This is a genomic window from Paraburkholderia sp. BGA-UO-ETr-F21 (assembly GCF_059567925.1).
The window spans coordinates 249,232-274,090 of record NZ_JCAQOY010000007.1; the positions used below are offsets into that span (position 1 = coordinate 249,232).

Sequence of the window (24,859 nt, forward strand, 5' to 3'; positions counted from 1 at the left end):
ATCGAATCGAGGAGCAAATGGACCGGTTGACTGGCATGGGCGTGTTCGTCGCGGCGGTCGATGAAGGCAGTCTTGCAGCCGCCGCGCGACGTTTCGGGTTATCCGCCGCGATGGCCGGCAAATACGTGAGTGCGATCGAAGCCGAACTGAATGTAAGACTGCTCCAGCGCACGACGCGCCGTCTGAGCCTGACCGACATCGGTCAAAACTATTACCAACGCTGCAAACAGATCCTCGAAGCCTACGACGAGGCCAATCGCGAGGCGGGTGATGCACACGGGGCCCCTGGTGGCGTGCTGCGCATTTCCGCTCCGGTCACTTTCGGCGCCATGCATCTCGGCGACGTGCTCGCGAGCTTTGTGGAAGACAATCCGCAGGTCAAAATCGAAGTGTCGTTGAGTGACCGATACGTCGACCTGCTCGAAGCCGGTGTCGATGTTGCGATTCGAATTGGGCGTTTGCCCGATTCGGGGTTGATCGCGCGCCGGCTCGCACCGTGTCGAATGGTGATCTGCGCGTCCCCAGACTATCTCAGGCGTCACGGAGCGCCGCGCAATCCGGACGACCTGCGGCAGGCGCCGCGGCTCACGTTCAGTGAAGCTGTGTCCGTGGGAGACTGGACGCTGGTCGATGCGAAACGCCGTTCGCATGTGATCGACGGGCCGAGCCGGATCTCGGCCAACAACACCCAGATGCTGCTTGCCGCGGCACTCGCCGGAGCCGGTATCGTTTATGGACCCACGTTCGTGTTTGGAGAGCAGATCGCGCTTGGAAAACTCGTCGAACTGCTGCCGGAGTACCACACCTCGGAATTGACGATCCAGGCGGTCTATCCGAGCGCGCGTCACATGCCACTCAAAGTGCGCCGGTTCCTCGAGCATCTGGTGGCGGCATTCGGAGACGATCCGCCGTGGGATCGCATTCCGACGCGGCGTAGCGCCAGCCCGCGTCGTTCCTCCGACAAGCCAAAACGGGTGAAGTCCTAGGCGGCAGAAGCGGCGTGCCGCTCAGCGTGGCGCCGCATGCGCGTGACACGTCGTCTATGCACGAGCTATGCGGCGGCGTTTTCGGCGGCCACGAACTTCTCGATCGCCGCCGCGACCGCCTCGGGTGCCTCGAGCGGCGACAGATGGCCGATCCCCGGCAATACCTGCAAGCGCGCGCCTGCAATCCGGGGCAGCAACTCCTTCTGTAACGTCTCCACACGATCAACTTTGTCCAACTCGCCGGCAATCACCAGCACGGGAACATTGATGGACCTCACATCGTCAGTAATGTCTTCGAGCATAGCGGTGCGTGGCCACGCAGCTTTGGCTTGCGGCGCACCGCGCAGGCTGTCGGCGATGACTTGCTCACGACAGGCCGGCGTGAGCGGATTCGCCGTGAGTACGTTGTCCAGCACCCACTCGATCGACTCGCGCGAATCATAGGCTGCTGCCATCGCCGCGCGCTGCTCTTCAGGAAGAGCCATGGGCGAAGGCGGCGACGGCGCCACGAGCACCAGGCCCTGCAATCCCGCAGGTCGCCGGGACGCAAGCAACTGCGCTACTTTTCCGCCCATTGAATGACCGACCAGAATGTAGCGCCGCAGTCCCAGTGTTTCGATGACCTCTTGTGCATCGTTCGCGAGATCGGCAATCGTGTAGCCGTGCTCGGGCGCGTCCGAGTCACCCCATCCGCGATGATCGGTGGCAACGGTTCGGCATGGCGTCGACAAGCGGCCGACGACGCCGTCCCAAGTGCGGGACGATCCGCCCCAGTAGTGAAGGAACACGAGTGCCCGTTCTCCCTCCCCCTGCTCCCTGACGCGAATTCTCGCGCCGCTCGTCCGGATATCCATTGCGATGCTCCCTGATCTGGTGTGCCGATGGCACGGTGGCGGATCGGATCAGGTCCGACCCGAATCAAGAAGGCATCTTAGGTTTGGCCGCTCCGTTTGATAATTACCGTCTTTTTATCGGCAGTCGATCGTAGGACGATCGAAATGCAGCCATAGTCGCTTTGCGAAGGTTTATGGCAACGCGGCATCATGTTCCGGCGGTTCGGCCACGCCTTCATGCACGAGTACATCTCGCGGGACACGAGCACCTTAGTCTTTCGTATTCCCGGAACCGATGGTGTCCAACGACGACAAGACATCCTCTGGCAAACGAAGGTTCACGCTTGCGATGTTCTGCTTCAGATGCTCGACCGACGAGGTGCCAGGTATCAGCAGGATGTTCGGCGAACGCTGCAACAACCAGGCAAGGGCCACCTGCATTGGTGTCGCGTCGCATTGGTCTGCAGCAGCGCTCAACGCTTCGGCCTGCAGCGGAGAGAAGCCGCCGAGCGGGAAAAACGGAACATACGCGATGCCATCTTCGGCAAGACTGTCGATCAGCGCGTCATCGTTACGATGAGCCAGGTTGTACATGTTCTGCACGCACGCAATCTTCGTGATCGTGCGTCCTTGCGCGATCTGCTTTGCGGTCACATTGCTCAGCCCGATGTGACGAATCAAGCCTTTCGCCTGAAGTTCCGCAAGCGCGGTTAGCGGCGCCTCGATGTCGCCCTCGGCCGGTGCACCCACGTCGAACATCACGCGAAAGTTCACGACGTCGAGCGCATCCAGACCGAGATGGCGAAGGTTGTCATGCACCGCCGATTCCAGTTCGGCCGCCGACGACGCAAGGTTCCACGAGGCATCGCTCCCTCGGCTGGCGCCCACCTTCGTGACAATCGTTAGCGCATCGGGATAAGGATGAAGCGCCTCACGAATGAGCTGATTCGTCACATGGGGGCCGTAAAAATCGCTCGTGTCGATGTGGGTGATTCCGCTTTCGATTGCAGCACGAAGCACCGCTATCGCCGCGGCGCGGTCTTTCGGTGGCCCGAAAACGTGCGGCCCCGCTAGCTGCATCGCACCGTAACCCATGCGCGTCACAGGACGCTCGCCAAGTTGAAAAGTACCTGCCCGCGTAACTTCCGTCATCGATCCACTCCTTCGTTCGGATTGTTGTTGCAGTAGCCGCAACACGTTCGACTAGAATACGAATAATCATTCAGATTGTGAATTCGCATATGCGCACGGATAACGGACAGGGGCTGAGCGCCCGCAAACAGCCGCAACAGGCGCGTTCCCAAGCGACCGTGGACGCGATTTTCGACGCGACTATTCAGGTTTTGCTGGCCGAGGGGTTGCAGCGGCTCACCACGATCCGGGTGGCGGAGAGAGCCGGCGTTTCGGTCGGCACGCTTTACCAGTACTTCCCGCAAAAGCAGGCGCTTCTCTTCGCCGTGCTGCAACGGCATCTGGAAAAGGTGGTGAGCGCAATGGAGGCCGCCGCCTTGTCAGCGCACAGCGCTTCCTTATCGACGATGGTGAAGGCTGTCGTCGCGGCGTTCGTGAAAGCAAAGACGGAGAATCTGGACGAATCGCGTGCTCTATACGCGGTGGCGCTCGAACTCGACTCGCGCGACTACGTTCGCGAAGTGCAGTCACGTCACCGCGTGGCGCTAGAAGCGATGCTGAAGACGGCGTCCGACGCGCATTTTGACGACATTCCCACGACCACTTTCATGTTCATGGGCGCATTGGCCGGCCCTGTACGTTCGCTGCTCGAAGGGAAGCCGCCGCAATCCATGATCCGCAAGCTTCGCGGCCAACTCGAGTCGCTCTGTCTGGGGTATCTGGAACGCGAAGCGGGTCCGAAGTATTCGGCTGCGTAGCCTCATACGCGGCAGGTGCTGATCTGCCGACGCCACACGCAGTGAAATCTGCGCGCGGAAAGTCCCGGCGGCCTGCCCTCGTTGCAAGGGCGCGGCCGTCAGGGACAGTTGCTGCCCGACGCTTTTCAGGTCGAGCAGCAACGCGACCGCCGGGCATTACCCGGCGTGTCGACTCCTGGTCCTGATCGCCTGACCGCGACGGGACCTTGGCACTTCACTTGCGCTTCAGTTGCGAGATATCCCGCACCGCACCGCGGTCGGCGGAGGTGGCCAGCGCCGCATAGGCCTGCAACGCCTGCGACACCACGCGCTCGCGAGCAACCGGCATCCACGCCTTGTCGCCGCGTGCTTCCATGGCTGCACGGCGGTTCGCCAGTTCCTCGTCCGACACCACCAGGTGCATCTTGCGCTTGGGAATGTCGATCTCGATCACATCGCCGTCTTCCACCAGGCCGATCGTGCCGCCTTCGGCCGCTTCCGGCGACGCGTGCCCGATCACCAGCCCGGACGAACCGCCGGAAAAACGGCCGTCGGTGAAGAGCGCACAGGTCTTGCCCAAGCCCTTCGATTTCAGATACGACGTCGGGTAAAGCATTTCCTGCATGCCGGGACCGCCCTTGGGGCCTTCGTAGCGGATCACGACCACATCGCCGGCCACGACCTTGTCGCCCAGAATGGCTTCGACGGCATCGTCCTGGCTCTCGAAAACGCGCGCACGCCCCGAGAAAATCCACTGAGATTCGTCGACACCCGCGGTCTTGACGATACAACCCTTGTCCGCGAGGTTGCCGTACAGCACCGCGAGACCGCCGTCTTTCGAATACGCACTCTCCTTGCTGCGGATACAGCCGGTCTTGCGATCGGTATCCAGCGAGGTGAACGTGGCTTCCTGGCTGAACGCGACGGTGGTCGGAATGCCGCCCGGAGCCGCGCGGAAGAACTTCTGCGCTTCTTCGCCCGCACCGCCCGCGATGTCCCATTTGGCGATCGCGTCGCCCAGCGTGCCGCTATGCACGTTGCCGCACGACAGGTCGAGCAGGTCCGCGCGAGCCAGTTCGCCGAGAATACCGAGGATGCCGCCGGCACGGTGCACGTCTTCGATATGGTATTTGTCGGTAGCGGGCGCGGCTTTGCACAGGCATGGCACTTTGCGCGAGATGCGATCGATGTCGGACATGGTGAAATCGACACCGGCTTCCTGCGCCGCCGCCAACAGGTGAAGCACGGTATTGGTCGAACCGCCCATGGCCACGTCGAGCGCCATGGCGTTCTCGAATGCCTGCTTGGTGGCGATGCTGCGCGGCAGGACCGACGCGTCTTCTTCCTGGTAGTAGCGGCGGCACAAGTCCACCACCAGACGGCCCGCCTGCTCGAACAGACCCTTGCGCCATGCGTGCGTGGCGACGATCGTGCCGTTGCCGGGCAGCGCCAGACCGATCGCTTCGGTCAGGCAATTCATCGAGTTCGCCGTGAACATGCCCGAGCAGGAACCGCACGTCGGGCAGGCATTGCGCTCGATTTCCGCGACTTCCGCGTCGCTGACGCTCGAGTCGGCCGCCTTGATCATCGCGTCGATCAGGTCGATCTTGGCGATCACCTGGCCGTCTTTCGGCGATTTGACCTTGCCGGCTTCCATCGGACCGCCGGAGACGAAGACCACCGGGATGTTCAGGCGCATGGCGGCCATCAGCATGCCCGGCGTGATCTTGTCGCAATTGGAGATGCAGACCATGGCGTCGGCGCAGTGCGCGTTGACCATGTATTCCACCGAGTCGGCGATCAGTTCGCGCGAAGGCAGCGAGTACAGCATGCCGCCGTGGCCCATGGCGATGCCGTCGTCCACTGCGATGGTGTTGAATTCCTTGGCGACGCCGCCGGCCGCTTCGATCTGCTTCGCGACCAGCGCGCCGAGGTCGCGCAAATGTACATGGCCGGGCACGAACTGGGTGAACGAGTTCACCACCGCAATAATGGGCTTGCCGAAATCACCGTCCTTCATGCCGGTAGCGCGCCACAAAGCGCGCGCGCCGGCCATGTTGCGACCATGAGTCGAAGTTCGTGAACGATATTCAGGCATCTGTATCCTCAGATATTGGGGTCGTTTAAGTTTGAGTTGCCCCCGGCGCAGCCCGGCCAGTCGTGCCTTGACGGGCGATGATGGCTTACCACTGCCCCGTGAGCGGTGGCGTGCGATAGCGCGGACGGTGTGCGACGAGAATGGACGAATAATGCGAGAGAGCGAGTAAGACGTCCAATATATTTTTCTGGCTGGATTAGGTCGGAAAAGATATTAATGTGTCCCGGCTCAGCCTGCTTTGATCGCCCGGATCTCTGAAGCGCGGGCGTCGACGGGGATCGTTGGCAACTCGCCTTTGCGTTCGACCGGCAGACTGCGGAGGTGATCCATAATCGCTTGCCATTCCTTGATCTCGCGAACCCCGTTTGTGCCTGCCCCGGTCGCGACTTCACTCGTGTCCAGCGTACCCGGCGGCGGCAGGAGGTAGGGTGTATCTCCACGAACGTCGTTTAGCGCCTCGACTTTGGACTTAAGAGGTTGACCGTCCTGCTTCTTGGGTTCAAGAGCGAGTTTGCCCTTGGTGAACTTCGGAATGGCCGCGATGATCAAGCCGAGGTAGAGCGGGCAACTCAGACTGTACAGACCTTGGTTCTTTCCGCTGATGTCGATCGCGCGGTAGCCGCGCTCCAGATCCCCCATTTCGACGGCCGTCACCACATCGAACGCCGGGCGCGAGTGGTCGTAACGAAACCGCATTCCCGAAGAGCGGGGGAAATATTCGCCGGGGTGAGTCGGGTTGTTTACCAGCAGAAATTCGAGCAGATTCTTCAGTTCAGCCCCGGTGAACCACGCGGTTACAAGCGCACTGCCTGCCGTCGGATCGATGACGCCAGCGCCAAGCGGTGCCACCGAGAACACATCGTAGACGGTTTGCACGCCCGACTTGCCCCGCTTTAGTCCCGCTCGCATCAGACCGTTGGCGGTAAAACCGATGTCGGCCCTGGTGGCGTTTCTGAAGGCATCAGTGACGAGGTTCGCGAGTAACGTGCTGGCGGCGATATCGGTGAACGTATTGGGCAGATCCTGCGGTACTTTAGCCAGGGGCTCATTGACGCTGTAACCGCGAGATGCGAACACTGCCTTGGTAACAACCTTACCGAACCCGTTGATCTCGTCTTCCGTGCCCCGGTCGCCGGCAATGGTGTCGTCGATCGCATAAAGGCGGTACGACTCGACCGCCAGTTTGCCGCCATCGATTGTGAGCACCAGTTCGCCGAGGTTCTCTCCCTCCTTCCCGGTTTGGACTACGGGCGTACGCTCGTTGACGATGATTGGTTGCCGCAGTGCGGTGTGGCTGTGACCGCCGATAACCACGTCGATGCCCGGCGCCTGCTCGGCTACGAGAACGTCGTCGCCCCCGCTGTACTGCCCGTCTTTCCCTTTCTCGACGCCGCCATGGCTGAGGCAGATGACCACCTCCACCTTCTCCGACTCGCGAAGCACCTTCACCATTTCCACGGCGGCCTCGTTGGCGTTGGAGAACGATACGGCGCCGCCAGTGGTGTAAATCACGGCCTCCTTACCGAGCACGCCGAAGATGCCGAAGCGGATGCCACCGCGCTCGATCACGAGGTAACGACGGATGAGTCCATCCTTCGACAGACGCTGAAGGTCGGTCAACGAGGCGTCATTTGCGGAAAGGTCGGTATTGGAGGCGAGCACCGCCGGAATCGGGCCCGCCTTACTCGCTACGCCGATGGATTTGCCGAGGCCATCCGGCCCAAGATCGAACTCATGATTGCCGAAAGTCGTAGCGTCGTAACCCATCCTCGACATGAGTCGAAGCTCTCCGCCAATTTCGCGGGTCGCAGCCCCAAACGCGGTCCCCATGCTGTAGTCGCCGGCATCCAGCACCAGTACAGGACCCACCTTTTCGCGCTCCTTCCTTCTTTTGGCGATCATGGCGGCTAGCCGGGCAAATCCACCGCGCGTTTTATCGGCGTTGAGCTTGAACGGGGTGTAATCCGACGAGGGGCCCATTCCGATGAAAGCAGAATGCATGTCGTTGGTGTGCAGGATCGTGAAGGTCTTCGTCCCGTGTCCCGTCAAGGCTACGTTCCCATGCAGCAACATGCTGGCGCCGACAGCAACTGAACCGGCCAGAAACTGACGACGGGTGTGTGCTTCGCTCGATACGCAAGACGACACCTCTTTTCCTTCCGGCACCTCGGTTGCTGTTGCCTGTCGATCAGAAATCGGGATTTTCATTTCCCATCCTTACTATTTATGATCGACGTGCCTATTCCAATTGACCGAACAAACCCCGGATCGCTGGCGAATTAGTTACCACCGTGGGTCTGCTGACTTGTTACCGCCTCCATCACACGGTCGAGATTGAAGCTGCCCGGTTTCTGGCGCGGCGGGAAGTCCTTGAAACTCTGCAACCATTGTCCGACGTAAGCCGCCGCGGGTGCGAAAGCGAACATGTGTTCGATGTACCAGCGGTTGTAGTCCATGCCTTCGTATTCGGCGCGTTCGAAGGGATCGCTGCGCAGGTTCGCCAGCATCGGTGCGCGCAGCTCTTCGAATGGCTGCTGCCATACCGCGAGTCCGTGGGCGTTCTGCTTCAGGAAGGTGACCTTGTACTGATCGTAGCGCAGAGCGGCAACGCTGCCGTCGTCAGTCCAGTAAATGAATTCATGGCGCGGCCATGCACCGTCTCCTTTCAGCGCAGGCAGCAGGTTGTAACCGTCGAGGTGCACCTTAAACGTCCTCGACCCGACCTTCCGACCCTTCAGCAAGTCTTCCTTAACCGTGCCGTCGCCTGTCGCGGCCATCAGCGTTGGGATCATGTCTTCGTGCGCACCAATGTCATTGACCACCGTGCCAGGCTTGATGACACCCGGCCAACGCATGAGAGTCGGCACGCGATAGCCCCCTTCCCAGTTGGTATTCTTCTCGCCGCGAAACATGGTGGTGCCACCATCAGGCCAGCTCATTGACTCGGCGCCGTTATCGGTCGAGTACATGACGATGGTATTGTTGGCAATGCCCAGATCGTCGAGTTTCTTGAGCAACACGCCGACCAATCCATCGTGCTCCACCATCCCGTCCGGATAAATGCCGAGGCCTGTCTTGCCCACCGATTCAGGCTTCAGATGCGTGAAAACATGCATGTGGGACGCGTTCCACCAGATGAAGAATGGCTTGCCCTCCTGATGTGCCTTCTCCATGAACTGAAGCGTGCTGGCGGTAATCTCGTCGTCCACCGTTTCCATGCGTTTCGCCGTGAGTGCGCCCGTGTCCTCGCATCTCTGTTTGCCCATCTTTCCGAACCGCGGATCCACGGTGGTATCGTCCCGATCGGTGGCGAAGCAATGGAGTACGCCGCGCGGGCCGAACTTTGCCTTGAACTGCGGATTCTTCGGATAGTCGGCTCTTTCGGGCTCTTCGTCCGCATTCAGGTGATACAGGTTACCGAAGGATTCATCGAAACCGTGCACCGTGGGCAAAAACTCATTGCGGTCGCCGAGGTGATTCTTCCCGAACTGTCCCGTTGCATAACCCTGCGGCTTAAGCAGTTCTGCCAGCGTTACATCTTCCTTTTGCAGCCCTTCTGGCGCGCCGGGTAAGCCTACCTTGGTCAGGCCGGTACGAATCGGCGATTGTCCGGTAATGAAGGCGGCGCGGCCGGCAGTGCAGCTTTGCTGGCCGTACCAGTCGGTGAAGAGAGCGCCTTCCCGGCCGATCCGGTCGATGTTCGGCGTCCTGTAACCCATCACCCCCTGGTTATAGGCACTGATATTGAATCCCCCGATGTCGTCACCCCAGATAATCAGGATGTTCGGCTTGCTTTGCTGTGCGACAGCGGGGAACGTTGCCGCGACAAGCGTCATTGTCAGCAAACGGGCGCGCCAGCGTATGAATTGGCTCATGGTTTTCTCCGTTGATGTTCTTCATAGTGCCGCCATGCAGGCAGCGAGGCTGCGCCTGTCAGCTCGTGTTGTGCGCGGGCGTCAATCAGCCTCATCAACCGGGGCTGCCCGTAAGGACACCTTCAGGCCGATTGACGCTCGCGGTTCGGCGCCCCCAATCTTCGTCATTCATCACCAGGCGAAAACCAAGGTGCGACATGCTGTTGTATGGATCGGTCCCACGCCGGGCGCTCGGTCGGTAGCTCAGGCAGTAGCTCGAATTGCACAGAAACGACCCGCCTCGAGTGACTCGCCGAGGTGCGTTTTCCGGCACACCCGCTTCGTCCGGATCCCAGGCGTCCTGCGGTCCGGAAGGATTCAAAACCACCTTTCCGGTAGCGGCTTCGCGCTGAAATTCATCCGCCCTGTACCAGTCCGCTACCCATTGCCATGCATTTCCAGTCATATCCGAAAGGCCATATCCATTGGGCGGAAACGTACCCACCGCGCTGGTGCCCACCGCGCCGCCGGCTTTCGCGCTGACTACCGGGAAAGGTTGAGGTCGCTGACCCTCCCACACGTTGGCCATCTGCTTTCCGTCCGGTGCGAACTGATCGCCCCAGGTGTAGGTAGCCTGCTCGAGTCCGCCGCGCGCGGCGTATTCCCACTCGGCCTCCGTCGGCAGGCGTTTGCCTGCCCACTTTGCGTACGCCTGGGCATCTTCGTAAGACACCTGCACGACCGGATGGTCGTCCTTGCCTTCTATCGAACTACCCGGTCCCGTCGGATGGCGCCAGTCGGCACCCGGCACGAAACGCCACCACGCCGAATAATCCTGCAGGGGAACCGGGCGGCTTGTGCCGACAAAGACCATCGCGCCGGGCACGAGGTTAGCGTCCGATGGACGCGGCGTACCTGGAGGCAACTGCACACGCAAGGTTTCCCAATCGGGTTTCTTCTCCGCGGTGCTCACGTAACCCGTAGCCGCGACGAACTGGCGAAACTCGGCGTTGGTGACGTGGTGCCGGTCCATCCAGAAACCATGCACGCGTACCTTATGAGCCGGGCGTTCATTGGGCCTGGAAAGCTTGTGGTCGCTGCCCATCAGGAACTGGCCGGCGGGGATCCAGGCCATACCTTCAGGGCCGCGCTTGCCATCGCCGAGGACGATCTGAGGCTGGCTCATTGACGGGGATCGTGAATGCCAGGTGGAGAGACTCCAGCCAAGAACGGCGCTGATGAGGCCGATTGCAACAAGTCCCCACGCCCAACGAGTACGGCCGGGACGAAGCGCAACTGTGCCACCGACGTCGCGGCGCCGATTCGAAGGCGACACGAGTTCCTTAGTAATTCTACGTGTCACGTCCAAGCTCCAGTTCGGTGAATGGAAAAGCCGGCACGCCGATCTACTGGCATCTTGATCCGGCTTGCCGTCTTCGCACTCAGGGACTATTCAGCAAAAAATCTCGCGTTCTTTCAGGCACGAGGACAAACGGCAATGCCTCAAACCAGCTGACGTGCTGATGCGAACCAGCCTCCAACATCGAGCCATTCCTCTTAGAATTAAAGCCGGATGTCCACGATGTGTCCACGAACAGTACTACCCGACCAATTAGGCGGATTGACCGGGATCAACCTTATGCCGAGCCGGCCGGCCCGCTTAAGCGCGATTCAACTTATTAGGCAATCTAATCATTAGCGACGTACCGCCATGGGTTTCCTGCCGCTGGCGGTCACATTGATCATTAGCCGTATGAGGCGACCGACTTGTTAAAGGACGCCGAAGCGCAGCGGAATTTCATGCGACTGCTGCGCCAATCGCCGGCATTTGCCGAAATGCAGACGCACCAAGGTGGCCGGTGCCTTTGCGCACACCGGACGCACCAAATTCATACGATCAACGTCTCGTTCAATCGGCCGCTCAAGGACGCGGGGGCGAAGGTCGTGCCTGGACCGCTACCCGCAGGCAAGAAAGCAGGCGAACTATCGACGAAATAGCGCCAGGTGGAAATCGCGGCTCGATCGGCCACGTTTCGGGTGGCGGGCGACCAACTGCACGGCTGGACGAAAGCGCTCCTAACCCATCACTTACCCTAGTCATCGTTCTCACGTAGCGGCCATCTCTCCTCTGCTGGTCGCCACCACTCTCCCACTCGTACAGACTTTCCCCGACGAAGCATCCGCGCCGCAGCTTGCCAGGAGCAGCAACATGCCTAGTGCCTAGTGCCGCCACGAACCATGCGGCAACTCTACTTTTCGCTCGGCTTGCGCCAACTTCTCCAGCAACCCGGCACGATCCTGCCGAACACAATAGGCGGGCTTCGCCCGTTCAAAGCGCCAACTCGCGGACAGCGAGCCCGCATCGACGGCATCGAAGCCGAATTGATCGAGAATGCCGGCGACCACCTGCTTCGCCGCAACGTCGTCCCCTGCGATTGGCAACGCGCGTCTATCGGGTCTTCCTGGCGGGACGCCGTCGGTTTCGAGATCCCTGGCGAGAATCGCGTTGAACGCCTTCACGAGCCTCGCTCCGTGCAAGTGGCGCGCCATCAGTTCGCTGGTGGTCAGGGTGTACTGGTCCAACGCATCGATATGGCCGTCGCGTTCGGGATAATAGTTGCAGGTGTCGATCACTATCTTCCCTTCCAGTTCCGCAACCGGCAGCGTGAGATAGCTGCGCAGCGGCACCGCGACCACGACCACGTCGCCGAATACCGCCGCCTCACGCGCGGTCCCGACGCGGCAACCTATCGCCGCTGCCGTGCTCATCAGCGTTTCCGGACCTCGCGAATTGCTGATCATCACCTCGTAACCGTTCTGTTTTGCCAGCGTCGCGAGCGCCCTGCCAATAAATCCCGCACCCAGAATACCCATCTTCATTTTCAATCTCCTATTGAATGTGCCGGCGGCACCATTCGCCGCCTGCACCCTGCAATCACTATGATTGAAAACCTAACCGAGATAAACGATGATTCTGGTTCGCCTGTAGAAACTATGAGTGGGGAATCATGGACCGCCTGACCAGCATGGCCATCTTCGTGAAAGCCGCCGAAAGCGGCTCGTTTGCGGCGGCCGCTCTCGCCTTCGGTATCTCGTCGCAAATGGCTGGACGACATGTGATCGCACTCGAAGAGCGCGTCGGCGCGCCGCTCCTTGCCCGGACAACCCGGCGCCAAAGCCTCACTGAAATCGGCCAGATTTTCTATGAGCGCTGCAAGGCCCTGCTGGCGGATGCTGAGGCGGCGGAATCGGTAGCGATGGATTTCTCAGCCTCGCCGCGCGGACGCCTGCGTGTCACTGCGCCGGTCACATTTGGATCGTGTTGCCTCGCACCGTTGATTACCCGCTATCTTCGCGAGCATCCCGAAGTCCAGGTCGATCTCACGTTGACCGATCGTTTTGTGGATCTCGTGGATGAAGGGTATGAAGTGGCGATCCGGCTCGGCGCGCTGTCGGATTCGTCGATGATCGCGAAACCGCTGATGCCGTATCGACTGCTCGCCTGTGCGTCGCCGGCTTATCTGGAAGAGCGTGGTGAACCCAAAACGCCGGAAGCACTGGCCAAGCATGAATGCCTTGGATTCTCCTTCACGTCACTACCTCCGTACAACGAATGGGTCTTCGGCAGCGCGCGCGGCAAACATGCGGTAACGGTCAGCGGGCGCTTTCAGGCCAACGATACGAAGGCATTGATCGCCGCTGCGATTGACGGCTTTGGCATCGCGCTCGCGCCGGAGATCGCAGTCAGGGACGACATTGCCGCAGGCCGGCTCGTACGTCTTCTGCGCAAGTACGAGGCGCCGGAACGCCCAATGCACGCGCTCTTTACCGCGAGGCGCGCTACGCCGAAATTGCGCACTTTCATTGATTTGCTGGTCGAGGAATTCGGACCGTGAGATCGCGCACTTGCGGCCGATCACTGCTGCATCTCGCGCAAACCACCGGCACGCGACAGGCGACTGAACTGAGCGCCGCCCATCGCTGGACCACCGCCGTCTTCCGAGTCCGATCGATCACAGCAACGGCAATGTCAGCCTGATGTGTTCCGCGAATACCGTGATCAGATGAGCGGGACGCTTCCGCTCGAACCTCAGGGAAATACCGATAGTGGGCAACGGCGGAAGCGTCGGATCGCCATTGAGTACTTGGAGATCGGCGGCGACGGCAGTCTGCGTGATGACAGCGAACGCCTGCCCCGAACGGACCAGCGCCGTGAGACCGGCGAGACTGCTGCTCGCATAGGCGATGCGGTAAGCCCTGCCCGCGCGTCGCAGCGCTTCGCATGCTGCCACATGGTCGAGCGTGTCGGGATCGGAGAGCGCCAGCGGCAACGGGTCGAAGTGCGCGGAATCCAGCCCCGGGCAGCCGACCCAGACTAACGGTTCGCGACGAATGATTTCGTCGTTGGCCGCGTCTTCCGGCAACGAGATCATCGCAAGGTCGAGTGCATGCATTTCCAGTTGTTCGAGCAGGCGCGGCGTTGGCGCGCAGACGACTTCCACCAGCGCATGAGGATGCAGGCTCGAAAACTGACGCAGTAAATGCGGCAGGAAAACAGCGGCGTAGTCGTCCGGGCAGCCGAAGCGGATCGTGCCCGACAGCCCCTTGCCCGACAGATCGGCGATCGCTTCGTCGTGCAGTCGCAGAATACGTTGCGCGTGGATCAACAGGCGTTCGCCGGGATTCGTCAGCACCACGCCGCGCCCCGTGCGCTGGAACAGCGGCTGGTCGATGATTTCTTCGAGGCGTTTCATCTGCTGACTCAGCGCGGACTGGGTCCGGCCGATCCGGTTCGCCGCGCGGCTGAGCGACCGGACTTCGGCCACGACGATGAACGAACGCAGCAGATCGATTTCGAGTGAAAGACTCAAGATATTAGGCCCACTTCTATCTTCCATAAGAACTATTAGGTTCTATGAAACCAGAGAGCCATTTAGACTGCAAGCATTCCCGCCCAGGCCAAGGAGAAGCAAAGTGTCCCGGAACAACGATGCAACTTTCTGGCGCAACGCCAGGCAGCACCTGATTCGCTACGGCGGCACCTTCGAGCCGATGATCATCGAGCGCGCGCAGGGCAGTTTCGTCTATGACGCGGACGGCCGCGCGATTCTTGATTTCACCTCGGGGCAAATGAGCGCGGTGCTTGGGCACAGCCATCCGGACATCGTGGCGGTCATTAATGAATACGCCGGCAAGCTCGATCATCTTTTTAGCGGGATGCTGTCGCGTCCGGTTGTCGACCTGGCGACCCGGCTGGCCGAGATCACCCCTGACGGACTCGACCGGGCTCTGCTGCTCAGTACAGGCGCGGAATCGAATGAAGCCGCCATTCGCATGGCGAAGCTGGTCACCGGCAAATATGAAATAGTCGGTTTCGCGCAGTCGTGGCACGGCATGACGGGCGGTGCGGCATCCGCTACCTACAGTGCCGGTCGCAAAGGCGTCGGCCCCGCCGCCGTCGGCTCATTTGCAATCCCTGCTCCGTTTCCGTATCGGCCGCGTTTCGAGCGCCATGGTGAATACGATTATCTGGCGGAGCTGGACTACGCGTTCGATCTCATCGATCGTCAGTCGAGTGGCAATCTCGCCGCCTTTATTGCCGAGCCGATTCTCAGTTCGGGCGGCATCATCGAACTGCCGGAAGGTTACATGGCCGCACTGAAGCGCAAATGCGAAGAGCGCGGCATGCTGTTGATTCTCGATGAAGCGCAAACCGGCATCGGGCGCACCGGCGCAATGTTCGCCTGTCAACGCGACGGCGTCACGCCCGATATTCTCACCCTGTCGAAGACGCTGGGCGCCGGTCTGCCGCTCGCGGCCGTCGTGACCTCGGCCGAGATCGAAGAGCGCGCCCATGAACTGGGTTATCTGTTCTATACGACCCATGTGTCCGACCCACTTCCTGCGGCCGTTGGTCTGCGGGTGCTGGATGTGGTCGAGCGTGAAGGGCTGGTTGCGCGTGCGAACGTGATGGGCGCGCGCCTCAAACGCGGGCTGCTGGATCTGATGGAACGCTTCGAGTGCATCGGCGACATTCGCGGACGAGGGCTGCTTCTCGGCATGGAGATCGTCAAAGACCGCCGCACCAAGGAGCCGGCGGATGGACTAGGCGCCAAAATCACCCGCGAGTGCATGAACCTGGGGCTCAGCATGAATATCGTGCAATTGCCCGGTATGGGCGGGGTCTTCCGGATCGCGCCGCCGTTGACCGTGCGCGAGGATGAGATCGACCTGGGGCTGGCGCTGCTCGGGCAGGCAATCGAGCGTTCGCTTTGATTAACTAACCGGTTGGATTCGACTGCTTCGAACTTGATCTCGGGTGAGGGTGACTACGGCGATAAAGTTCGATACATGTTCGAGCATGTGCGTCGATCTCGGAGAAAGCGCCTCTCCGGGATCCAGGCGCAACGGTTGGACCACATCACTGCTTCAAGGGTAACGCCACGCGTTCGTGGGGAAAGCCGTCAAACGTCTCACCGGGCCTATAATTTCCGCAAGAGCAAGAAGGAGGCGCTATGGACAGCATTGGTACCGACATCCGCTTCGCTGGCTCAATACCCGAGCTCTACGACAGCCATCTTGTTCCGCTGATCTTCGAACCCTACGCGGTGGATCTCGCGCAGCGGGTAGCTGCGCACCATCCGTCCCACGTGCTTGAGACCGCAGCCGGCACTGGCGTAGTGACCCGCGCGATGGCGTATGCATTGCCCGCGCATGTCGACCTCGTTGCAACCGACCTGAATCAGCCGATGCTCGATCGCGCCGCGGCAATCGGCACTCCAAGGCCGGTAATATGGCAACAGGCAGACGCGACCCGGCTACCGTTCGACGACGCGAGCTTCGACGTTGTCGTCTGCCAGTTCGGGGCCATGTTCTTTCCGGACAAAGCGCGCGCGTTTTCCGAAGCTCGGCGCGTACTTCGGCGCGGCGGCGTGTTTCTGTTCAACGTTTGGGATCGTATCGAGGAAAACGAGTTAGCCGATACCGTCACGGCGGCGCTCGCCAGCCTCTTCCCCCTGGACCCGCCGCTCTTCATGGTGCGCACACCGCACGGCTATTTCGACACGCAAGTCATTTCGCGCGACCTCGCGGATGCGGGCTTCAGTGCAGCGCCGCAGTTCGAGACGATTGCGGCGCGCAGCCGCGCGGCATCGGCTCGCGTGGCGGCCGTTGCCTATTGCCAGGGGACGCCGTTGCGCAACGAGATCGAGGCCCGTCACGGTGCGGGTATTGACGAGGCTACGACAGCGTGTGAGACCGCGATCATTGAGCGATTCGGCACGGGATCTGTCGACGCAAAGACCCAGGCGCACGTGGTCCTCGTCCGGCGCTGACAGAGCGAACCGCTGCCTTCTTCGCTAGACGATTCACGATTTGCCTCAGTGCCTGGTGGCCTATCGTTGTATCCCTTTGGGATACAACAGGATCGTCCTATCGGCGAAGCGGTCGAAGACACCAAAATCTTGGCCATGACCTTCGGAAGATGAAATCGTCCTTCAGTTGCGCATCTCCGATGGTCTCGACAGCCGTAACCTACCGGTAAGCGGCAACCAACGGCGGTGAAATGCTAAGGATCGACGAAGTCACGGACAGCGAAGGTTTCCCCGAGCGATGTGATGTCGCGGTAATAGGCGGCGGCATTATTGGCGTCAGCACTGCGTATGAACTGGCACGTCGCGGCGTCCAGGTGGCTCTGCTCGAAAAGGGCGTCATCGGCTGCGAGCAGTCGGGGCGTAATTGGGGCTGGGTGCGTCAGCAGAATCGCGACCTCCATGAGTTGCCCCTCGCGATGCAGAGCCTCAAGCGCTGGAGCGAACTGAGCGAGGAACTGGGCGAGGACATTGGGTTTCGTCAGGCGGGCATCCTGTACGGCACGGAGCATCAGTCTGACATCGCGCAATGGGAATCGTGGCTGGCCCGCGCCCGGGAAGTCGGCTTTAACAGCGAGATCCTCAGTGCGCGCGAGTTGGCCGCGCGCATTCCGTCCGGACGCGCGAAGTGGGCTGGCGGGCTGTGGTCGGTCACGGACGGCCGCGCCGAGCCGTCGAAAGCCGCGCCTGCGATTGCTCGCGGCGCGCAAGGTCTCGGCGCGAAGGTATTTCAGAACTGCGCGGTACGAAGTCTCGACACGAGTGCGGGGCGTGTTTCCGGCATCTGGACAGAACGCGGCCGGCTCGCAGCCGATACCGTCGTTCTCGCGGGAGGCGCCTGGAGCGCGTTGTTCTGCCAGCATCACGGCATCGATCTACCCTCCATCAACGTGATGGGAACGGCGTTGCGAACTGCTGAGGCGCCGGGGGTCATCGAAGGCTGTTTCTCGGGGCCTAACTTCGCGCTGAGGAGACGGTTGGACGGCGGCTACACGATCGCTGTCCCCGGCTATGGGCGCGTGGAACTCGCGCCGCAAAACCTGCGGCATTCGGTGAAGTTTCGCACCATGTTCCGCAGCAAGCTGAAGAAAAAACTGAAGGTTCGCGTCGGTGCCAGCTTCTTCCACGGACCGGAGGCAAGCGCGAGCTGGCGCGACGATGACGTCTCGCCGTTCGAAGCAACGCGGGTGCTGGATCCCCGGCCCGATACCGAATGGCTCGGACGTGCCCTGCAAAACGTGGCCAGCGTGTTTCCCGAGCTCGCGGGCTTGCGGATCGCTCACGCATGGGCGGGCGCGATCGACACGACGCCGGACCTCGTTCCCGTCATCTCGAAGGTTAATGCGAAACCCGGTCTCGTGATCGCGTCCGGGTTCAGTGGACACGGCTTTGGGCTTGGGCCAGGCGCAGGGGTGCTCGTGAGCCGGCTGGTAATGGACGAGGCGCTGCAGTTCGACATTAACCCCTACCAACTTGCCCGCTTTTCCGACGGAACGAAACTGAGCCGCCCCGAAATGATGTGAGTCGAGGCGGCGAACGAGCTATCGCGGCAGCCCGCTTCGGAGATTGAAGCTCCAGTACGATTCACCATACGGGCGAGCGCATAACCAATTTGGATTGCCGCCGTATTTCATCCAGCACATTAAGTCGGTGTATTGCGGCTATCAGGCAGGCGAGTTCGCTGGCACTAAAGATCTGGTCGAGCAGATAACGGGCCAAAAGCCGATTTCGGTGCACGATTACGTCATTGCTAACCGAGTACAGCGTGCGGACGCGGTGCCCGGCAAGCTACGTTTTTCAGTGGCGATCAGCGTCGATGCGCTTGACCATCGATCTGCGCCGAAATCAGGCGGCAACAGCTAAAATCGCGGCTTTAGCCCGGAATACGCCAATGTCTTTTGCCTCGCTTGGCCTGATCGATCCCTTGCTGCGTAATCTGCAGGACCTCAATTACCAGACACCCACGCCGATTCAGGCCAAGGCGATTCCTGCTGTGCTCAGTGGCAAGGACGTCATGGCTGCGGCACAAACCGGCACAGGCAAAACGGCAGGTTTTGCGCTGCCGCTGCTGCAACGGCTCGTGCAACACGGCCCGGCGGTGTCCAGCAACCGCGCGCGTGTTCTTGTGCTGGTGCCCACGCGTGAACTGGCCGAACAGGTGCTGCAAAGCTTCGTCGATTACGGCAAGGGCCTCGACTTACGATTTCTAGCCGCCTACGGCGGTGTGAGTATCAACCCGCAGATGATGAAGTTGCGCAAAGGCGTGGATGTGCTCGTTGCCACGCCGGGCCGTTTGCTGGATCTCCATCGCCAAAATGCGGTGCAGTTTGATCAAGTACAAACGCTGGTGCTGGATGAAGCCGACCGCATGCTGGATCTGGGCTTTGCGCGCGAGCTCAACGCCGTCTTTGCCGCCTTGCCCGCTCAGCGCCAGACCCTACTGTTCTCCGCCACATTTACCGATGATATCCGCGCCATGGCGGCGGGCATTCTGCGCGGCCCAGTCAATATCAGCGTCAGCCCGCCCAATGCGACGGCCAGCAAGATCAAGCAATGGGTAGTGCCGGTGGATAAGAGGAACAAGCCTGACCTCTTCATGCACCTTGTGGCCGAGAACAACTGGCAACACGCGCTGGTGTTCGTCAAAACCCGCAATGGCGTGGATTACCTGGCGGCCATGCTGGATGAAGCGGGCTATGCGGTCGACACCATCCACGGCGACAAACCGCAACCCGCGCGTCTGCGTGCGCTGGAGCGCTTCAAGACGCGCGAAGTACATATGCTGGTAGCCACCGATGTGGCTGCGCGCGGACTGGATATCGACGACCTGCCGCTGGTGATCAACGTCGATCTGCCGATCGTGGCGCAAGACTACGTACATCGTATTGGCCGTACCGGACGCGCGGGCGCCAGCGGCGTGGCGGTGTCTCTCGTGTGTGCCGATGAAGCGCCTCAACTGGCCGCGATTGAAGCACTGATCCGGCAAACACTGCCCCGTGAAGAAGAGCCGGGTTTTGAAGCCGAACACCGCGTGCCGGAAACCAGCGCGACGGGCCAGATCATCAAGAAACCCAAGAAGCCTAAGAAGCCCAAAGTCCCGCATGCCGCGGCAGGCGCCATACAGGTGCTCAGCAAGAAACCGCGCCCGCAAGGTGGCGAAAACAAACGCAAGCCCGCGGCGCAACGCGCTGCGGCCGCGGGAAAAAGCACGAGCGGCACGAGCGGCACGAGCGGCACAAGCTTGTCCGGCGGCAGCCCATTCAGCGTGCAAAAGCCACGCAGCAAACCCGCCGGCAAGCCAACTGCGGGTTCACGCAAACCGGCTAGCAAACCCGCGGGTGGCCGCGGCAAACGTCAACCTTGATCCGTGGGGTTGAATAACGTCAGCCTTCGAACAGGCTGGCGGTTTACGGTCTACTGGCAGACAGCAGCGATCGCGCAAAGACCATCCTCATCGCCGCCACCCGTACCGGACACCATCTCAAAAACCGTACAGGTACTGTACCGGCCACGATCGCTAGAATGCTCCCATCTCCTTTTGACCGACAGCGGAGCATTTCATGTCTTATCTCAGTCTCAGTGCGCTGCCCGCCGGCATCCTGTTCGCGCTCGTCACCACGATCACGCCCGGTCCGAACAACACCATGTTGCTGGCCTCCGGGGTCAATTTCGGGTTTCGCCGCACGCTGCCGCATCTGTCCGGCATCAGCGCCGGCGTCGTGCTGTTGATGCTGTCGGTCGGCATTGGTCTGGGCGAAGCCTTCGTCCATTTCCCCGTGCTGTACACCGTGCTCGAAGTCGCGAGCGTCGCTTATCTGCTCTACCTCGCGTGGAAGATCGGCACCTCGGGTGAGTTGAAGGTGAAGAAAGGCGAGCGCCGGCCCATGAAGTTCTACGAAGCCATCGCCTTCCAGTGGGTCAATCCGAAGGCATGGATGATGGTGCTGACCGCCGCCACGACGATCCACCTCAGCGAGAGCTACAGCATGAACGCCATCGCCATGGCGGTGATCTTCTACGTGATCGGTTTTCCGTGCATCTGCCTGTGGGCAGGTTTCGGCACCGCCATGCGGCAGGTGCTATCGGACCCGAAGCGGCTGCGTATCTTCAATGTGGCCATGGCCCTGCTGCTGGTGCTGTCGCTGTATCCGATCGCGCTGAAGCTGCTCGGCCAGAGCGCGTGAACCGACAGCTATAACGCGCCCTGCCCGACCCGCTCGATGAAGCGCCACAACGCGTCGTCAGTTGAATATGGCGCGTTGAAGCGGAACCAGGCGCTCGGGGCATCGTCGGGACGGAAGTAGGAGCCCGGCGCGAGCCAGATGCCGTGTGAAAGCGCGGCCGTCGCCACTTCGCCGGCCCGCTCCGCGTCGACCGGCAAGCGCGCCCACAGGAACAGCCCCGCGCGCGGCCGGTGAAACAGCTCCAGACCGAGCGAATCGAGCCGCTCCTCAACGGTCGCATGCGCGAGCTTGAGACGCTCGTTGACGGCTTCCACGTGACGCGCGTAGCGCCCCTCCAGCAACACCTTGTCGACGATCCGCTCGATCGCCTCCGACGACGTCAAACCCACCGCCATCTTCGTACGCGCCAGCTCACGCAGTACGGCGCGTTCGGCGACCACATAGCCGCAGCGCAGCCCCGGCGTCACCGTCTTCGAAAAGCCGCCAACGTAGAGCACGCGCTGTAAGCCTTCCATGGCCGCGAAAAGCGGCGCGCCGGATGGCGCGAGTTCGCGGCTCACGTCGTCTTCGATCACCCACATGCGCTGACGCTCGGCAATCTGCAGCAAGCGGAACGCAGCCGACATGCCAAAGGTCGCGCCGGTCGGATTCTGCAGCGTGGTATTGACGAAGATCGCCTTCGGCTTGTGCTGCGCGACCAGCGCTTCGAGCACGTCCGTATCGACGCCCGCCGGCGTGCGCGGCACGCCATGCACCTCGAGGCCCGCCAGCTTGAGAATCTGCAGCAGATTGCAATAGCCGGGATCTTCGACGATAACGGCGTCGCCCGCGCGCAGCAGGGTGCGTACGATCAGATCCAGCGCCTGGGTCGCGCCTTGCGTAAGCAGGACATTGGCGACATCCACGGGCAAGCCGCGCCGGTCGAGTTGCTCGGCGATCCGTTCGCGCAACGGCACGAATCCATACGGATGCCCGTAGTCGCCAAGGCGCGCAGCCGGCACCCGGCTTACCGCCCGCAGCGCGTGCTGCAAACCGGTTTCGTTGATCCACTCGTTCGGCAGCCAGCCGCCGCCCGCCTTGATCGGCACGGAATGGTCGGCGAACACGTCGGACAGGAGCCAGGTTGCGGTGAGGCTCGGCGGCTGCCAGTCGGTGGCGGCAACCCGCGTGGATTGCGAGCGCGCCGCCACGCGATAGCCGGAACCGCGCCGCGCGACCACGAGCCCCATCGAAACGAGCCGGTTGTACGCCTCCGTGACCGTGAAGGTGCTCAGGTCGTGGCTTTGCGCCAGCTGGCGCACCGACGGCAGCAGCGCGCCGGCGCGCAGCGACTGCGCCTCGATGGCGCGCGCGAAGCCTTGCACCACCTGCTCGACGAGCGTGGGAGCGGCGCGCCGGTCGCGCTCGAGTTCTAGTTCGATCATGGTCAGGACGAAAAACGGGCCGCGGCGGGCGGCTGAACGGGCGAATGACGGAGCCCGACCCCCGGTCCGGCGCGCATCGACACAGTTAGTGCGAATCCACCAACACAGTTAGCGCCACACTGCGTCAACTGTTTATGCCGCCATTAAACCGCGAACGCTACAGTTTTGCTACGCCCCAAAGGAAGTCTCCCTGGGGATCCACTTTCGAGGAAACACACATGACTTCGCGCCCCGTCATCGACGATCTGTCGTCTTTCTGGATGCCCTTTACCGCCAACCGCCAGTTCAAGGCCGCGCCGCGCCTGCTGGAATCGGCCAAGGGCATGTATTACCGCAGCTCGGACGGGCGTGAAGTGCTCGACGGTTGCGCGGGTCTGTGGTGCGTGAATGCCGGCCACGGCCGCGAGGAAATCATCGCTGCGATTACCCAGCAGCTCTCCAAACTGGATTTCGCGCCGACTTTCCAGATGGGCCACCCGCTCGCCTTCGAAGCGGCCACGAAAGTTGCCGAACTGATGCCGGAAGGTCTGGATCGCATCTTCTTCACGAACTCGGGTTCGGAATCGGTCGACACCGCGCTGAAAATCGCGCTGGCTTATCACCGTTCGCGCGGCGAAGGCCAGCGTACCCGCCTGATCGGCCGCGAGCGCGGCTATCACGGCGTGGGCTTTGGCGGCATCTCGGTCGGCGGCATCGCCACGAACCGCAAGACCTTCTCGGGCGCGCTGCTGCCCGCAGTCGATCACCTGCCGCACACGCATAACCTCGAACAGAACGCATTCTCGAAAGGCCAGCCGGCCTGGGGCGCGCATCTCGCCGAAGAACTGGAGCGCATCGTCACGCTGCACGATGCATCCACGATCGCCGCCGTGATCGTCGAACCGGTGGCCGGCTCGACGGGCGTGCTGATTCCCCCGCAAGGCTATCTGCAAAAGCTGCGCGAGATCTGCACGAAGCACGGCATCCTGCTGATTTTCGACGAAGTGATTACCGGTTTCGGCCGCGTCGGCAAGGCCACGGCGAGCGAGTATTTCGGCGTCACGCCAGACCTGATCACGATGGCGAAGGCGATCAACAATGCCGCGATCCCGATGGGCGCGGTGGCCGCAAGCCGCACGATCCACGACACGATCGTGAACAGCGGCGCGCAAGGCGCGATCGAATTGTTCCACGGCTATACGTATTCGGCTCACCCGGCCGCCACGGCAGCCGCGATTGCCACGCTCGACCTGTACCGCAACGAGGGGCTGTTCGAACGCGCCGCGACGCTCGCGCCGACGTTCGAAGCCGCCGCCCACTCGCTGCGCGGCGCGAAGCATGTGAAGGACGTGCGCAACCTCGGCCTGATCGCCGGCGTGGAACTTGAATCGCGCGACGGCGCACCGGGCGCGCGCGCTTACGAGGCGTTCGTCAAATGCTTCGAAGCGGGCGTGCTGGTGCGCTTTACGGGCGATATCCTCGCGTTCTCGCCGCCGCTCATCATCAACGAAGAGCAGATTGCGCACATCTTCAAGACCGTGGGCGACGTGCTGGCTACGGTGCAGTAATTCAGCACTCGATCAGGCGGCGCGCATCGTGTGCGCCGCCTGATCGGCAAATGCCTGGCAAACGCGCGCCAGATGCGCCCCGAATGCGCGCTATCAATGGTGCGCGCGCGAAGCCCTCGTATGGGCCGCCTTCTTGGCCGCCGCAGAGCGGCCCGCAGCACCCTTCGTCGCGGCGGCCTTCTTCGCCGCAGCGGAACGGCTCGCCGCCGGACGTTTGGCCGCGGCCGTCTTTGTCTGCTTCGACAGCGCCGTGCGCGATGCGCCGGCGCTTCCCTCACGCTTCAATGCATTGGTGGCGGCGCGCGAGCGTTTCGCCGTCGACTCCGCGCTCTTCTTCGTGGTGCTCTTGTGCTGACCCGCGGCTTTATCAGTGGCGGCTTTCTTGCGCGTGGACTCGCTCGCAGCGCCCTTCTTGGGCGACTTCACGGCGACGCCCGCGCGCCGCGCTTCCGAGAGCCCAATCGCAATCGCCTGCTTGGCCGACCTGACGCCGTGCTTGCCGGCACGCACCTTGTCGACCTGTTCCTTGACGAATTCGCCGGCCTGGGTGCTCGACGACTTGCCCGCGCGCTTGTCGGCGTGGGCACGCTTGAGGGTTTTCTGTTCGGGCATGACATTCTCCGGTTGGTTGTGGCCCATGTCATGCAGCAACGGGTGTGCCGCAGCGCGGCGCGCTGGGCAGTCCCCACCAAAGC

General features: G+C 61.7%; 20 protein-coding genes. 10 read left to right on the forward strand and 10 right to left on the reverse strand.

Features of this window, described 5'->3' with window-relative positions; translation table 11 throughout:
• Nucleotides 1-17 precede the first annotated feature (17 nt).
• On the forward strand, nt 18-986 hold the full coding sequence (locus tag AC57B1_RS05975; protein WP_496416950.1) for a LysR family transcriptional regulator: 969 nt from the start codon (nt 18-20) through the stop codon (nt 984-986).
• A gap of 65 nt (nt 987-1,051) precedes the next feature.
• Here the strand turns inward: AC57B1_RS05975 and AC57B1_RS05980 are convergent, their stop codons facing one another.
• Both AC57B1_RS05980 and AC57B1_RS05985 read right to left on the reverse strand, forming a co-directional pair.
• On the reverse strand, nt 1,052-1,840 hold the full coding sequence (locus AC57B1_RS05980) for an alpha/beta fold hydrolase (protein WP_496416951.1): 789 nt from the start codon (nt 1,838-1,840) through the stop codon (nt 1,052-1,054).
• 249 nt (nt 1,841-2,089) lie between these two features.
• On the reverse strand, nt 2,090-2,971 hold the full coding sequence (locus tag AC57B1_RS05985; protein WP_496416952.1) for an aldo/keto reductase family oxidoreductase: 882 nt from the start codon (nt 2,969-2,971) through the stop codon (nt 2,090-2,092).
• Nucleotides 2,972-3,060: 89 nt separating this feature from the next.
• Between AC57B1_RS05985 and AC57B1_RS05990 the strand changes: the two genes are divergently transcribed.
• Entirely contained in the window at nt 3,061-3,708 is a 648-nt protein-coding gene (locus tag AC57B1_RS05990) for a TetR/AcrR family transcriptional regulator (RefSeq protein WP_408185515.1), read from the forward strand.
• Nucleotides 3,709-3,922: 214 nt separating this feature from the next.
• Here AC57B1_RS05990 and ilvD read toward each other — a convergent pair whose 3' ends face one another.
• The 5 genes from ilvD to AC57B1_RS06015 form a co-directional block, all read right to left on the reverse strand.
• Nucleotides 3,923-5,785 (reverse strand): dihydroxy-acid dehydratase, encoded by a 1,863-nt coding sequence (ilvD, locus tag AC57B1_RS05995; RefSeq protein ID WP_408185514.1) that lies wholly within the window; start codon nt 5,783-5,785, stop codon nt 3,923-3,925.
• Nucleotides 5,786-6,013: 228 nt separating this feature from the next.
• Nucleotides 6,014-7,993: a bifunctional metallophosphatase/5'-nucleotidase gene (locus AC57B1_RS06000; protein ID WP_496416953.1), complete on the reverse strand. Its 1,980-nt coding sequence runs from the start codon at nt 7,991-7,993 to the stop codon at nt 6,014-6,016.
• Nucleotides 7,994-8,064: 71 nt separating this feature from the next.
• Nucleotides 8,065-9,621, reverse strand: coding sequence for an arylsulfatase (locus AC57B1_RS06005; protein WP_496417040.1), 1,557 nt, complete (start codon nt 9,619-9,621; stop codon nt 8,065-8,067).
• A gap of 133 nt (nt 9,622-9,754) precedes the next feature.
• Nucleotides 9,755-10,825 (reverse strand): formylglycine-generating enzyme family protein, encoded by a 1,071-nt coding sequence (locus tag AC57B1_RS06010; protein WP_496416954.1) that lies wholly within the window; start codon nt 10,823-10,825, stop codon nt 9,755-9,757.
• A gap of 1,034 nt (nt 10,826-11,859) precedes the next feature.
• Entirely contained in the window at nt 11,860-12,519 is a 660-nt protein-coding gene (locus AC57B1_RS06015; protein WP_496416955.1) for an NADPH-dependent F420 reductase, read from the reverse strand.
• Between the two features lie 128 nt (nt 12,520-12,647).
• Here AC57B1_RS06015 and AC57B1_RS06020 point away from each other — a divergent pair, with 128 nt between their 5' ends.
• Nucleotides 12,648-13,535 (forward strand): LysR family transcriptional regulator, encoded by an 888-nt coding sequence (locus AC57B1_RS06020; protein WP_408342260.1) that lies wholly within the window; start codon nt 12,648-12,650, stop codon nt 13,533-13,535.
• Nucleotides 13,536-13,652: 117 nt separating this feature from the next.
• Here AC57B1_RS06020 and AC57B1_RS06025 read toward each other — a convergent pair whose 3' ends face one another.
• Nucleotides 13,653-14,537 (reverse strand): LysR family transcriptional regulator, encoded by an 885-nt coding sequence (locus AC57B1_RS06025; protein WP_408342258.1) that lies wholly within the window; start codon nt 14,535-14,537, stop codon nt 13,653-13,655.
• A gap of 76 nt (nt 14,538-14,613) precedes the next feature.
• Here AC57B1_RS06025 and AC57B1_RS06030 point away from each other — a divergent pair, with 76 nt between their 5' ends.
• The 6 genes from AC57B1_RS06030 (at nt 14,614) to AC57B1_RS06055 (ending at nt 21,193) form a co-directional block, all read left to right on the forward strand.
• Nucleotides 14,614-15,915: an aspartate aminotransferase family protein gene (locus tag AC57B1_RS06030; RefSeq protein WP_496417041.1), complete on the forward strand. Its 1,302-nt coding sequence runs from the start codon at nt 14,614-14,616 to the stop codon at nt 15,913-15,915.
• Nucleotides 15,916-16,154: 239 nt separating this feature from the next.
• Entirely contained in the window at nt 16,155-16,973 is an 819-nt protein-coding gene (locus tag AC57B1_RS06035) for a class I SAM-dependent methyltransferase (RefSeq protein ID WP_496416956.1), read from the forward strand.
• Nucleotides 16,974-17,203: 230 nt separating this feature from the next.
• Entirely contained in the window at nt 17,204-18,532 is a 1,329-nt protein-coding gene (locus AC57B1_RS06040) for an NAD(P)/FAD-dependent oxidoreductase (protein ID WP_496416957.1), read from the forward strand.
• Nucleotides 18,533-18,575: 43 nt separating this feature from the next.
• On the forward strand, nt 18,576-18,872 hold the full coding sequence (locus tag AC57B1_RS06045) for a hypothetical protein (protein ID WP_408342252.1): 297 nt from the start codon (nt 18,576-18,578) through the stop codon (nt 18,870-18,872).
• Between the two features lie 28 nt (nt 18,873-18,900).
• Entirely contained in the window at nt 18,901-20,373 is a 1,473-nt protein-coding gene (locus tag AC57B1_RS06050) for a DEAD/DEAH box helicase (protein WP_496417042.1), read from the forward strand.
• 196 nt (nt 20,374-20,569) lie between these two features.
• Complete coding sequence (locus AC57B1_RS06055) at nt 20,570-21,193, forward strand: LysE family translocator (RefSeq protein ID WP_091806795.1); 624 nt, start codon at nt 20,570-20,572, stop codon at nt 21,191-21,193.
• An 8-nt stretch (nt 21,194-21,201) separates the two neighbouring features.
• Here the strand turns inward: AC57B1_RS06055 and AC57B1_RS06060 are convergent, their stop codons facing one another.
• Entirely contained in the window at nt 21,202-22,617 is a 1,416-nt protein-coding gene (locus AC57B1_RS06060) for an aminotransferase-like domain-containing protein (RefSeq protein WP_496416958.1), read from the reverse strand.
• A gap of 218 nt (nt 22,618-22,835) precedes the next feature.
• Between AC57B1_RS06060 and aptA the strand changes: the two genes are divergently transcribed.
• Complete coding sequence (gene aptA, locus AC57B1_RS06065) at nt 22,836-24,164, forward strand: omega-aminotransferase AptA (protein ID WP_408342246.1); 1,329 nt, start codon at nt 22,836-22,838, stop codon at nt 24,162-24,164.
• Between the two features lie 93 nt (nt 24,165-24,257).
• Here aptA and AC57B1_RS06070 read toward each other — a convergent pair whose 3' ends face one another.
• Nucleotides 24,258-24,776, reverse strand: a complete 519-nt coding sequence (locus AC57B1_RS06070) for a DUF6496 domain-containing protein (protein ID WP_408184282.1) — start codon at nt 24,774-24,776, stop codon at nt 24,258-24,260.
• Nucleotides 24,777-24,859: the final 83 nt, after the last annotated feature.